The organism is Pelagibius sp. (genome assembly GCF_965227505.1).
Classification (GTDB): Bacteria; Pseudomonadota; Alphaproteobacteria; order Kiloniellales; family Kiloniellaceae; genus Pelagibius.
In genome coordinates, this window is record NZ_OZ245757.1 from 1,928,956 (window position 1) to 1,941,182 (window position 12,227).

At 63.7% G+C, this 12,227-nt stretch carries 10 protein-coding genes; 5 read left to right on the plus strand and 5 right to left on the minus strand.

Going from position 1 to position 12,227, the window contains the following annotated elements; genetic code table 11:
- Window positions 1–192: 192 nt before the first annotated feature.
- On the plus strand, window positions 193–453 hold the full coding sequence (locus ACO06P_RS09055) for a hypothetical protein (RefSeq protein WP_420349788.1): 261 nt from the start codon (window positions 193–195) through the stop codon (window positions 451–453).
- Between the two features lie 12 nt (window positions 454–465).
- On the opposite strand, the gene ACO06P_RS09060 is transcribed toward ACO06P_RS09055, so the two are convergent.
- Entirely contained in the window at window positions 466–2,325 is a 1,860-nt protein-coding gene (locus ACO06P_RS09060; protein ID WP_420349789.1) for an aminopeptidase P family protein, read from the minus strand.
- Window positions 2,326–2,586: 261 nt separating this feature from the next.
- Here ACO06P_RS09060 and ACO06P_RS09065 point away from each other — a divergent pair, with 261 nt between their 5' ends.
- Both ACO06P_RS09065 and ACO06P_RS09070 read left to right on the plus strand, forming a co-directional pair.
- Window positions 2,587–3,147 carry a DUF1127 domain-containing protein gene (locus ACO06P_RS09065; protein WP_421938197.1) on the plus strand — a complete coding sequence of 187 codons (561 nt, stop codon included), beginning with the start codon at window positions 2,587–2,589 and terminating at the stop codon, window positions 3,145–3,147.
- A 351-nt stretch (window positions 3,148–3,498) separates the two neighbouring features.
- Window positions 3,499–4,833 (plus strand): methyl-accepting chemotaxis protein, encoded by a 1,335-nt coding sequence (locus ACO06P_RS09070; protein ID WP_420349791.1) that lies wholly within the window; start codon window positions 3,499–3,501, stop codon window positions 4,831–4,833.
- Window positions 4,834–4,898: 65 nt separating this feature from the next.
- Here the strand turns inward: ACO06P_RS09070 and ACO06P_RS09075 are convergent, their stop codons facing one another.
- Window positions 4,899–5,771: a 50S ribosomal protein L11 methyltransferase gene (locus tag ACO06P_RS09075; protein WP_420349792.1), complete on the minus strand. Its 873-nt coding sequence runs from the start codon at window positions 5,769–5,771 to the stop codon at window positions 4,899–4,901.
- Window positions 5,772–6,026: 255 nt separating this feature from the next.
- On the opposite strand from ACO06P_RS09075, the gene ACO06P_RS09080 reads away from it, so the two are divergent.
- Together ACO06P_RS09080 and ACO06P_RS09085 are read left to right on the plus strand one after the other, a co-directional pair.
- Complete coding sequence (locus ACO06P_RS09080) at window positions 6,027–6,773, plus strand: SDR family oxidoreductase (protein ID WP_420349793.1); 747 nt, start codon at window positions 6,027–6,029, stop codon at window positions 6,771–6,773.
- Complete coding sequence (locus ACO06P_RS09085; RefSeq protein ID WP_420349794.1) at window positions 6,770–7,855, plus strand: Ldh family oxidoreductase; 1,086 nt, start codon at window positions 6,770–6,772, stop codon at window positions 7,853–7,855. Before ACO06P_RS09080 ends, ACO06P_RS09085 begins: the two co-directional genes overlap by 4 nt.
- Before the next feature lie 86 nt (window positions 7,856–7,941).
- On the opposite strand, the gene ACO06P_RS09090 is transcribed toward ACO06P_RS09085, so the two are convergent.
- From ACO06P_RS09090 to ACO06P_RS09100, 3 genes are all read right to left on the minus strand, one after another.
- Window positions 7,942–8,955, minus strand: a complete 1,014-nt coding sequence (locus tag ACO06P_RS09090) for a GntR family transcriptional regulator (RefSeq protein ID WP_420349795.1) — start codon at window positions 8,953–8,955, stop codon at window positions 7,942–7,944.
- A 166-nt stretch (window positions 8,956–9,121) separates the two neighbouring features.
- The gene (locus ACO06P_RS09095; RefSeq protein WP_420349796.1) at window positions 9,122–11,119 is read right to left on the minus strand and encodes a TRAP transporter permease; all 1,998 of its coding nucleotides are present in this window, start codon (window positions 11,117–11,119) and stop codon (window positions 9,122–9,124) included.
- A 93-nt stretch (window positions 11,120–11,212) separates the two neighbouring features.
- Complete coding sequence (locus ACO06P_RS09100) at window positions 11,213–12,181, minus strand: TAXI family TRAP transporter solute-binding subunit (RefSeq protein ID WP_420349797.1); 969 nt, start codon at window positions 12,179–12,181, stop codon at window positions 11,213–11,215.
- Window positions 12,182–12,227 lie beyond the last annotated feature (46 nt).

A 12,227-nucleotide genomic window follows, 5' to 3' on the forward strand; every position in this document is an offset into this window, starting at 1 on the left:
CAGCAATCAAATGGGTGTATCCGCCTTTACGCAGGGAGAACCCGCCTGGATCACTTCCCGCGAACTTTTTTCTCCGCCGCCTGCGCAGAAATGGGAAATCCCAAGGAAATCGCCCTTTTTTCAGCAATCTAAACAGTCTCTTTACCCGAAATCTGTAGGTTTTCGCCGTCAACCTAGCAGGCAGGTGGGAACATGCTGACGGCCGACGACAGTCTGGAGTTCATCCTCGATCGCGTTCAGGAACTGGGGCGCGGGGAAAAGGCGCATGAAAAGGCCGCCTACAGAGCCCTGATTCATATGACCCAGCGCTGGGCCGAGCCCACCGACCTCTACATCAGCGAAGACCTGCAGATGGCCGAGCGGATCGGCCAGGATCTGGCGGATATCGCCCGTCACATCCAGGATATCCAACACACCTACATGAAGGCGCTCTTCGAGACGCACGACGAGTAGGCGGGACCCTTCCTAGGCTCCCAGCGGCGCGGTCGCCGCTTCAAGCCAGTCCCGCGCCGCCCCTTCAAGTTGGGGCGCAACCGTCTCCCGCACCCTCTGGTGATAGGCGTCGACCCAGGCAACCTCGCCTGCGGTCAGCAGCTCGGGCCGGATGAGACGGCGGTCGATGGGCGCCAGGGTCAGGGTCTCGAAGGCCAGCATGTCGCGTTCCTCTCCCGGCCCACGCGGGCTTTCCACCACGGCCACGAGGTTCTCGATTCTGATCCCGTAGGCATCGGTCTTGTAGTAGCCCGGTTCGTTGGAAACGATCATCCCCGGCTCCAGCGCCACCGAGTTCGGCACCTTGGAAATCCGCTGCGGGCCTTCGTGGACATTCAGGTAGCTGCCAACGCCGTGCCCGGTGCCGTGGTCGTAGTCGAGACCGTGCTGCCAGAGCGCATAGCGCGCCAGGCTGTCGAGTTGGCTGCCGGAGGTGCCCTTTGGAAAGCGCGCCATGGCCAGGGCGATGTGCCCCTTCAGCACCAGGGTGAAACGCTCGCACATCTCCGCGCTCGGCGTGCCGATGGCAACCGTGCGGGTGACATCGGTGGTGCCGTCCGGATACTGGGCGCCGGAATCGCAGAGGAAGAGTTCGCCCGCCTGCAGCGCGCGGTCGCTCTCCTCGCTCACCCGGTAGTGGACGATGGCCCCGTTGGGCCCCGACCCGGCGATGGTATCGAACGACAGGTCGCGCAGCTCGCCGTTCTCGCCCCGCAAGGCGGCGAGACGCCCCGCCACGGCCATCTCGGTCAGGGGACGGCCGGCCTCGGCCTCGGCCTCGAGCCAATGGAGGAAACGGGCCAGGGCCAGGCCATCACGGCGGTGGGCGGCGCGGGTGCCGGCCAGTTCGGTGTCGTTCTTGCACGCCTTCGGCAGCAGGCAGGGGTCGGCCCCGGCGACCACCTCCGCGCCCGCCGCGCGCAGGCGCTCGAAGACCCAGCGCGCCGCGGTGGCGGGATCGGCCAGGACCTTCGCCCCCTGGGTGCCGAGACGGTCCAGCGCCTCGGCCAGGCGCTCCGGCGCCTCGATGGAGACCGCGTTGCCGAGATGGCGCACCAGGGCGTCGCCCACCTTCGCGCCATCGACGAACCACTCCACCCCGCCGTCGGCATGCAGCAGGGCGAACGACAGCGGCAGCGGCGAGTGCTCGACGTCGCCGCCACGCACGTTCAGCAGCCAGGCGATGGAATCCGGCAGGGTGATGACGGCCGCCGCCACGCCCTTGTCGGTCAGGCCGTTGCCCAGGCTCTCGCGCTTCTCGGCGCTCTCCACCCCGGCATAGCGCAGGTCGTGGGGCAGAATAGCCGCCTGCGGCGGCGCCGGCTGGTCGTGCCAGACAGCGTCCAGCGGATTGCCCGCGAGAGCCACCAGCTCCGCGCCCAGATCGGCGACCGTCTTCTCCAAGCGGCGGATCTGGTCTTCGGTGTGCAGCCAGGGATCGAAGCCCAGACGCTGTCCCGGCTTCAGGGTTTCGGCCAGCCAGGCCGACAGCGGCTCCTCTATCACGTGCCGGGCCGTAAAGAGGCCGGTGTCCACCTCGTTATGAACCTGCAGGGTGTAACGCCCATCGATGAAGATCGCCGCCTCCTCCGGCAGGACGGCGGCCATGCCGGCGGAGCCGTTGAAGCCGGTCAGCCAGGCGAGGCGCAGGGCGGAGGCTGGAACGTACTCGCCCTGATGCTCGTCGGCACGAGGCACGAGAAAGCCCTCCACGCCGCGGCGGGCCAGTTCAGCCCGCAAGGCCGCAAGTTTCTCGGCCGACGGTATGTCACCGGTCTGGCCGGACCGCTTTGCGTCTTTTTCGGCAAGCGCTGCAGGTTCCGATGGGGTCATGGGTAATTTTTCCTACATCTATCCGGTTTTGCATTCTGTTCCATGCGGATAGCGCAATGCTGCAGTGCAAAAATCCCGGCTTCGAATTCGGCCGTTTGCGCGTATCTCTCAAGTGAAAAGTCATGGCTCACGGGTCGCTTGGCAAGACCTGTGATGCCCCGTTCGAATTCTGGAGTAAAATCAATGACCCGCCTGTACGACCTGCAAGAAGCCGCCGCAAAGGGGGCCGACGTTCGGTGGGCACCTCGATCCGTAGACGTTTTGGATGCCATTCAAACCGCCCGCCAGATGAGGGCCCGCTTCGTCGCCGAAACACTGACCCGGGGCGCCGCCGCCTTTGCGCGCTGGTCCGGGTTGACCGCCCTGGTCTCTGCCCTGAGCCGCGCCCAGCAGCGCCGGCGCACCATCGCCGAACTGCACGGGCTCAGCGATGCCATGTTGACCGACATCGGCATCGAGCGCGCCGACATCGCCGCCGCCGCGACCGCCGCGACGGAGCCGCGGAGCAACCACCGCTCCGTCTGGCATGTGCTGGCCCAGCGGGTACAGCGCAGCTACCGGCTGCGCCGTACCCTGCGCGAACTCTCGGCCCTGTCGGACAAGATGCTGGACGATATCGGCCTCGAGCGGGCCAACCTGCATGAGGTTGCCGCGGCCCTGGTCGACGGCAAGAAGGCTGCCGCGGCCAGCGCGTCTCACGCTTCGGCCCTGGCAGCCCGGCCGGAGGTTCCGGACAGCGTGACCCCGGCCAACGTGACCGGCACCCTGCCGGATCTGCTGGTGCCCGCGAACGCCAATCTCGGCCGCTCGACGGCCGCCTGAGCCGCGGGGCCCTGCGAAGGGGCCTCAACAGTCTTACCGCCAGGAGGCATTGTCGCCAGGACGGCGAGGAACGGCGGCGCTTCTCCGGACCGGGAGTTCGGGGGGCGCCGCCGTTTCTCGTTCGAACACGGGACAGGCCGGTTTCACGTTTCATCCGGCGTCGCTCGCCGCCGCCGGTTTGCCGGACGGCGGTGCACAGGCCCGCATCACATTAGACTCTCCTTAACGATTAAATAGTACCACGCGACAAACCAATGCCTCGAGTTGACCGGGCTCAAAAGTGCCTTAACGGAACGAAGGCGGAGGCGGCATCTTTGGGTCGAAGTCACGCAATCGGTCTGAGTGGAGACTATGAACGCGCTTGTCAAAACGAACCAGAATCACCCGGAGCTCCAGGCACTGGGCCGTTCCCACGCCATCATCGAGTTTGAGCCCGATGGTACGATCATCCATGCGAACCGGAACTTTCTCGACGTCATGGGGTACGCACTGGATGAAATCGTCGGCAAACATCACAGCATGTTTGCCGAGCCGCACTATGCGCGGAGCAGCGAGTACGAAGACTTCTGGGCCCGTCTGCGGCGGGGCGAGTTTTCCTCGGCGGAGTATCGGCGTTTTGGAAAGGGCGGCAAGGAGGTCTGGATCCAGGCCAGCTACAACCCCGTCCTCGACGAGAATGGCCAGGTCCTCAAGGTGATCAAGGTCGCCACCGATGTGACCGAGCAGAAACGCCGTCACGCCTATTTCGACGGGCAGGTAAAGGCGATCGGAAAGTCGCATGCCGTTATCGAATTCGACATGGACGGCACCATCGTCTCCGCAAACGAGAACTTTCTCGCCACCATGGGGTACAGGCTGGAAGAGATCGTCGGCAAGCATCACAGCATGTTCGTCACAGCGGACTACGCGCAGTCGAAGGAGTACGAGGATTTCTGGGCGAAGCTGCGGGCGGGCGAGTACTTTTCGGCAGAGTATCAACGCATCGGAAAAGGGGGCCAGGAGGTCTGGATCCAGGCCAGCTACAATCCCATCCTCGACATGAACGGTGACCCTTTCAGGGTCGTCAAGTTCGCGACGGACATATCGGGCCAGATGAAGGCACGCCTTGAGGCAGGCGAAAGAAGCACCACGGCGGCATCGAGCATCCAGACCGTTTCAGACGCGACCGAACAGATGCTGTCGTCCGTCAAGGAAATCAGCAAAAACATGGCGGACTCGCAAAAGTCGGTAAGCGACATCATTCAAAAGAATGAAGCCGCTTCCGAGCTGACGGAAAAGCTGCAGGAAAAAACCGGCGCAATGGAGGAAATCGTCGCTCTCATTCGAAAGATTTCCGAGCAGGTCAATCTCCTGGCCTTGAACGCGACGATCGAAGCCGCGAGAGCCGGCGATGCCGGGCGGGGCTTTGCGGTCGTCGCCGGCGAGGTGAAGGCGCTGGCCAACGAGACGGCCCAGGCGACCGACCGGATCTCGCAGGAAATTGACAACATTCAGAGCATCGCCGACTTGGTGGCGAACAGCGGAAAGGTGATCTCTTCCTCAACGAACGAGGTTGGAGAGTATGTGACAGTCATCGTCTCGGCCCTGGAGGAACAGACGGCGGTCACCAACGACATCTCTCACAACATGAAGAGCATCACCGACACCTTTGCGGGCCTCGAGGACTGTATCCGCCGAATTTCCTAGCCAGGACGCAGGGTTGAGGGAATCGCCCGAGGCGGTCCGACAACCCCTGGGTCCGCTCCACGACGTCAGCGTCCTTCCAAAACCAGGGTCGACCACTCGGCCAGGCGATAACGCCGCCTGAGCCGCAGCCCCGCGGCGCGGTAACGGGCGATCACCTGGCGCTCCTGCGTGGTCAGCAAGCCGGACAGGACGGCGCTGCCGCCGGGCGCCAGATGGCGTTTCAGGTCCTGCGCCATGCGGCAGAGCGGCTCGGCGAGGATGTTTGCCAGGATCAGATCATAGGGGCCCTGGGCCGCCACCGCGGCGCTGCGGAACCCGTCGCTTTGCAGCAGGCGGACGCCGTCAGCCACGCCGTTGGCGCGCAGGTTCTCCCGCGCGACGGCCAGAGAGGGCGCGTCGTTGTCCACCCCCAGGACGAAACAGGGCCAGAGCCTGGCCGCGGCCATCGCCAGCACCCCCGATCCGCAGCCCATGTCCAGCACCCGCTGCGGGGCGCCACGCCTGGCAAGGTCCTGCAGCGCCAGCAGGCAGCCGCGCGTCGTCTCGTGGCGGCCGGTGCCGAAGGCCGCATTGGCGTCGATCAGCAGGTCGATGGCGCCCGGCGGCGCAGGCGTCGTGATGTGGGAGCCGCGGATGCGGATGCGCCCGGCCGTCACCTCCGGCAGGGCTTTCTGGGTCTCCGCCACCCAGTCCACGTCCGGCACGGTCTCCAGGCTGTGATCCGGCGTTTCGATCCCCGCGACCTCGGCGGCGAGGGCCAGCAGGCGATGGAGTTCACCGGCCTCGGGCGGTTCCGCAAGATAGACCTGCCAGGGCACCAGCCCCTGCCCGTCCCGCCCGCCGCTCACCACGGCGCCGCCGAGCGGCTCGAAGACCGCTTCGAAGGCGGCCAGGGCAGGCTCGGGCAGCGCCAGGCTCAGGCAATAGGTTGCCGTCAAAGCTGTTTCTCCAGAGAGGCTCACCCCGATCAAGATCCTGAGTGCGCTGGAAAGCGTCGGATTTTAGCACGCTTGTACAGGCGTTGATCGTCGACGGGAAGTCCCGGATCACCTTCCTCTGAGCCTCTTTTTCGCCATCCCCTTCGCGCCGGCCCGTATCAGCGGGCGCTCGAAACAATCACGAACCATTTGCGCGAAGCACTGGTTTTGTCTAATGCATGCATGTGACAATGCGCGTTGACGAGGAGATCGCGGATGATGACTGACGAACTCAAGGGAAAGCATGTGTTTGTGGCGGGCGCCGGCCAGGGGATCGGTCGTGCCATCGCCCTAGCCTGTGCCGAGGCCGGCGCGTCGGTCACCGCGGCGAGCCGAACGCTATCGAAAATGGATGACCTGCCGAATCAGGCGCCGGCGATCCGGCCCATCGAACTGGATGTGACAGACGTCGATGGCATAGCGGCGGCCGTTAAGCAGGCGGACGCCATAGATGTCCTGATCAACTGCGCAGGCTGGGTTGCGGACGGCACCGTTCTGGAAAGCGATGCTGCCGACTGGAGCCGCAGCTGGCAACAAAACGTGATGAGTTGCGTCTGGCTGGTGCAGGCGATCCTGCCGGGCATGTTGGAACGGCGCTGCGGGTCGATTGTCAATGTGGCCTCGGTTGCTTCAAGCGTGACCGGCGTCAGCCGCCGCGCCGCCTATGGAACCACCAAGGCGGCCCTTATTGGCCTCACCAAGGCAATCGCACGCGATCACATAGGCGATGGGGTCCGGTGTAACGCTCTGTGCCCAGGCACGACCGCGTCACCTTCGCTGGAAGCGCGCATTGAGGCGACTGTAGACCCTGATGCGACGCGCCGTGCCTTCATCGCCCGCCAGCCAATGGGCCGACTCGGCAGTCCGGACGAAATGGCCGCCGCTGCGGTTTGGATGGCCAGCGACCAAGCCGCTTTCATGACCGGCCAAGTTGTTATCATCGACGGCGGTCAGACGCTGTGACCACCACCGGGCAGACAGAGCCGCCACAGCCGATCCTTACGGATTTGTCGCGACTGTCCGGCTTTTGTATCGAGGTGCTGCGTGCTGTGGGAGCCGACTGCGCCACGGCAGATGCGACCTCCCGATCACTGCTCCACGGCACGCTGCACGGGATAGACAGCCACGGCGTGCGGCTGCTGCCGCATTACGCGAAGGTGCTGCGCGGCGGGCGCCTCAATCCCCAACCCAATATGCGGTTCACGCAAATCCGCCCTGCGTCCGGCTTGCTCGACGCCGACCATGCACAGGGCGCTTTGGCGACCTATACGGCCGTCGAACGGGCCTGTGCGATGGCACGCGAATCAGGGATCGCAGCCGTTGGCATTCGCAACTCCTCCCACTTCGGGCCCGCCGGCGCCTATGCGCTGGCTGGCGCAAATGAGGGCATGCTTTGCCTTGTGGCGGCAAACTCCGACAGCTTCGTTCGGCTGCACGACGGCGCGTCCAGGTTTCACGGTACCAACCCCATAGCACTCGCCGTACCAACCGGCGCCCAGGACCCCTGGCTGATCGATATGGCGACAAGCGCGATCCCCTACAACCGGATCGGACTGTTTGAAAGCTTGGGTCAAAACCTGCCGGCTGCGGCGGCTTCGAACGCCTTGGGAGAAGACACAGCGAAACCTGGTGAAGCCGCGATGCTTGCACCGCTTGGCGGCGCGTTTGGCTTCAAGGGAGCCGGCCTTGCTGGAATAGCCGAGATCCTTTCGGCGGCGCTGACCGGTATGCGGTTCAGCCCGGATATTCTGCCGATGGGCGGAGCGGATATCAAAACGCCGCGCGAAATGGGCGCTTTCGTCCTGGCCATAGACCCAGATGGCTTTGCCGGCGCTGCCGTACTGCACGCGGGCATGCAGCATTACCTGTCTCTGCTGCGCAACAGTCCGGCGAAACCCGGTGGCCGCGTCCTGGCGCCTGGTGACCGCGAATGGACAGTCGCCGCCGAACGGTCCCGAACCGGTGTGCCGCTCGACCCGGCGACTGTCGCCGCGTTCGAGGCGCTGGCGAAGCAACTGGGTGTCGCGATGCCCTTCGAGCCGTGATCACTCTGGGCCAGTACAATCACTCTGGGCTGGTACAGATGCAGGTCGATCCGATCTGACGCCGGCTTTATCAGACGCGAACTCCGTCAGCTGTTCGCGGGATCATCAACAGGATGAAAAAAACTCAGCGGAGCCAGTTCAATCTTGTCGGCCATGTAGGTCAGTCGCTCCGTGATCCGGCTCAACGACGCGTCCATGTGGGCTTCCATCAGCCGTGCCGCACCGCTGTGATCATCATCGAGCAGCGCTCGAATGATAGCATGGTGCTCGTGGGGAAAGGGCTCTTCACCGAACTGGCTGTGCGTCGCCCGGTAAAGACTGACATTCGTGACCATCAGCGCATGGAAATGCGCCAGAGTCTCATACAACAGGTCATTGCGGCCATAAGCCAGCAGTTCGACATGCAAACGCCGCTCGAGACGGTCGTAGTCGGCGGACGTCAGCTGATGCGCACTGCCAAGCGCCGCCGAGAGCTCCGCTTCCATGTCGACGAGAACGTGGCGCGGCACCGCCTGAGCAGCATTGCGCAGTGCAACGGGTTCGAGCAGCGCACGCATCTCGTAAAGGTTTTTCGTGCGCTCGAACGTCATCTTCGGCAGATACCAGCGATATCGTGGGCTCTTTCGAAGAATGCCGCGGTGTTCAAGGCGGGCCAGAACCTCACGCGCCACGGTCCGCCCGACATCGTAATGATTGGCAAGCTCTGTCTCGACGACACGCCAATGACCGTAGACCGCGTGAACCGATGCCGCCCCGGCGACGTCGGCATAGATCGCCTCCCAACTGGCGCTGTTGTCGAGCGGTTGGGCCAGAGACGCCACCGGCGCCTGCATGGCCTTCCCGGGCTTGCGATCCTCCGCGACAACCATTCCGCGCGAACCCGAGCGCGTCAGGAACCCTGCATCCTCAAGCTTCTGAAAGGCCTTGCGAACCGGGCCGCGACTGACGCCGAATCGCTCGGCGATCATCTCTTCGGTCAGGTGCTCACCCTTTTCGAAGGCGCCGTTTTCGATTTCCTGGGTCAGCGCGGCCTGGATCTGCTCGTGCAGATGCCGCGTCCGTCCAGGCGGCTCAGCTTCCCGTTGGGGTATCGTGACCATAGGCACTCATAGCTGCGAGGCTATACCTTCTCTTAAGTGTCATTGATCATAGCCTTTGTTTCGGGCTGCACATAGACGCAGTTCGGCGCTCATTGCAAAGCGTTTTCCACTGGGCAAAACGTTTTCCACGGGGCAAAGCGTTTTCTACTGGCCGGCGCCATGGCGCTCAGCGCGCTGCCGCGCCGACTGCGCTGCGCCGGCTCGCGCGAAACTCAAAGGCGACGATGGCGGCGACGATGGCAATCGCCGCGACATTGGCCCCGGCGAAGGGAAGCAATACCAGGATGACGCAGCTTGAGAGAAGCGCCAGCTGCACAACACCGAGCCTTCGGAACAAATAGCGCTCGCCCACGCCGGCCATGCACACCACCGTCACGGCGCCGCATGCGATCGCAGCCATCAGCCGCAGCGGGTCGGCATTCTGCCACAACACCAGCGACGGCCAGTAAACGAACACGAAGGGCACGATATAAGCTGCCATGCCGAGCCGCATGGCGGTGAACCCGGACTTCATCACCGACGCATTGGCAATCCCGGCGCCCACATAGGCGGCAAGAGCAACAGGTGGGGTGATCGACGACACACCGCCCCAGTAGTAGCAGAACAGATGCGCCACAAGCGGCGGCACACCCATCTGGACCAGGCTGGGCGCAACCAGCGTCGCGGTGATGATGTAGACTGACGTGGTTGGTAACCCGAAGCTTAAGAACAACGACGCGGCAGCCGCCAACAACAGCGCCAGCAGCAGGTTGTCGCCGGCAAAGCCGATAATCGACTGGGTGAGCAGCAGGCCAATCCCCGACAACGCCACCGCGCCGACGATGAAGCCCACGGACGCGCAGGCGATCGCTGTGGAAATTGTATTGCGTGCACCGAGCACAAGCGCATCGATGATATCGGCAAAACTCATTCGCGTTTCTCGGTGCGTTGCACTGATAACGACGACCGACAAGATTGAGAAGAACGCGGCAAAGAGTGGCGTGAAGCCGAACAGCAGCATCCCGATTAAGACGAAGATCGGCAGCACGAGGTGCCCGCGGGACCGAATGACGGCCTTGACCTTCGGCAGGCGGTCGCGGGGCAAGCCCTCCATGGCCAGCTTCTTCGCCCGCAGATGTACTTGCAGATAGACCGCCGCGTAATAGAGAACCGCCGGCAGGATCGCTCCGAGTGCGATAACGGCGTAAGGCATTTGCAGGTATTCGGCCATGATGAAGGCCGAAGCGCCCATGACCGGGGGCAGGAACTGCCCGCCGCAAGAGGCGACCGCTTCGACGGCGGCGGCGAAGTATCCCTTAAAGCCGAGCCGCTTCATCAAGGGAATCGTGAACACCCCCGTCGAGGCGACGTTGGCGGCCGACGAGCCCTGGATCATGCCCATCATGCCGCTGGCCAGAATCCCGACCTTGGCCGGGCCACCAGGCGTGTGGCCGGCGGCGGCAAAGGCTAAGTTGGTAAAGAAGGTCGTCGTTCCCGATTTCTGCAGAAACGCGCCGAAGAGAATGAACAGATAGACATAAGTGGCCGAAACCCCCACCGCGACACCGAACACGCCCTCGGTCGACATGTACATCTGGCGAATGATGCGCTCGTAGCTGAAACCACCGTGCGCCAGAACACCGGGCAGGTAGGGCCCGAAAGCCAGGTAGCCGAGGAAGACGAGCGACAGCACGACCAGGAACATGCCGATGGTGCGCCGCGCAGCCTCTACAATCACCAGGCAAAACACAGTGCCCATCACGATATCGGTCTGGGTGGGGAAGCCACCCCGCATGACGATATCCAGATAGTTGTGGGCGAGGTAATAGGCCGTCACCGCGCCGATGACAGCCAGAGCCACGTCCCAAACCGGCGGGCTGCCGCGCCGCGGCGCCTTGCCGGCGGGATAAATGAGAAATCCGAGAAACAGCATGAAAGCGAGGTGAATCGGCCGCTGTTCCATCGCGGCCATCGGCTGATAGCCGGCGGTGTAGAAGTGGAAGAGCGAAGAGACAATCGCAACGCCGGCGAAAATCTTTGCCCAAACGCCGGTCAGGTGGCGCGTGGTCGACTGCGCCTCGGCATTGCCTTGCAAGGCGTCGAGGTCAATGACGCCTTCGCCTTCGAGATCGGGCCGCGTCCATTCCGTTTTCTGTGGCGATGGCCTTTGATCTCGCTCGGTCATGATTCCCTCGCTGCATGACGGGAGAAAAGAAGGGCGGCCGCAGCAGGCCGCCCTCCAGCGGGATTTCCGGGGGGTTGCCGGACCACAAGCCTGCTATAGCACGCCCATTTCGCGGTAGAACCGCTCCGCCCCGGGATGCAGCGGGAAAGGTAGCCCGCTCGTCGCGTTCTCCAGCGTCATGTACTCGGCAAGCGGGTGAACACCGATCAGGCGTTCCTTGTTCTCGAACATCGCTTTGACGAGGGCATAAACCATATCGTCCGACATCCCGGAATGGGTGGCGAAGGTGATGGGCGAGGCAAAGGTCTGGATGGGCGTCTCGCCAAAGGGGTTCGCCGAGGCCGGGACCGTATAGGCATAGTCCAGACTGTCCGTCGTCATCTTCTCGATCACGTCGGCATCCAGATCGAGGACGCGTCCAAAACCTGTGTCTGCGACCTGCTGGATGCTGGCCGAGCCCGGCGCGTCAGGCCAGATGATCGCATCGATCTGCCGGTTCCGGACCTGGTCGATGGCGGCCTGGTGCACCGTGAACTCCGGCTTGATATCGGCATAGGTCCAGCCAAGGTGATCCATGATGGAGCGCCACCAGTTTTCCCCGGCACCGCCCTGGGTCCCCACCGACACACGTTTGCCCTCCAGGTCGCGGAGTGAGGTGATGTCATCGTCGATGGCGATGAACCACTGCGGATTCGGATAGACCGTGGCGATGGCGCGCAAACCGTCATAGCGGCCCTGCGGCCGGTCTTGGAAGCGCCCGGTATTGGTAAAGGCCTGCTGCCCGACGCTGCCGGTCAAATAGGCCACCTCGACCTCCTGGTCGGCGAGCAGATCCAGGTTCTCGACCGAACCGCCGGTCGCCTGAATCGAGGCCTGAGACCCGTCGAGCACGTCGTTGTAGATCGCCGCCAAGCCACCCCCAAGACGATAGTAGTTACCGCCGGAACCTGCGGTCGCGATGCGAATGAAGTCGGTGTCGGCAGCGGCCGGTTGCGGCGCGCTGACGGCAAAAGCGAGCGCTGTGAACCCCACGAGCCCTGCGGCAAATGTTGTGCGCAACATTGTTATCCTCCCGTTTGCAGTCACTTGACCCTTGTATTGTTACATG

Coding starts and splice junctions, on each gene's coding strand:
- ACO06P_RS09055 (WP_420349788.1), top strand. CDS start 193: ATGCTGACGGCCGACGACAGTCTGGAGTTCATCCTCGATCGCGTTCAG.
- ACO06P_RS09060 (WP_420349789.1), bottom strand. CDS start 2,325: ATGACCCCATCGGAACCTGCAGCGCTTGCCGAAAAAGACGCAAAGCGG.
- ACO06P_RS09070 (WP_420349791.1), top strand. CDS start 3,499: ATGAACGCGCTTGTCAAAACGAACCAGAATCACCCGGAGCTCCAGGCA.
- ACO06P_RS09080 (WP_420349793.1), top strand. CDS start 6,027: ATGATGACTGACGAACTCAAGGGAAAGCATGTGTTTGTGGCGGGCGCC.
- ACO06P_RS09090 (WP_420349795.1), bottom strand. CDS start 8,955: ATGGTCACGATACCCCAACGGGAAGCTGAGCCGCCTGGACGGACGCGG.
- ACO06P_RS09095 (WP_420349796.1), bottom strand. CDS start 11,119: ATGACCGAGCGAGATCAAAGGCCATCGCCACAGAAAACGGAATGGACG.
- ACO06P_RS09100 (WP_420349797.1), bottom strand. CDS start 12,181: ATGTTGCGCACAACATTTGCCGCAGGGCTCGTGGGGTTCACAGCGCTC.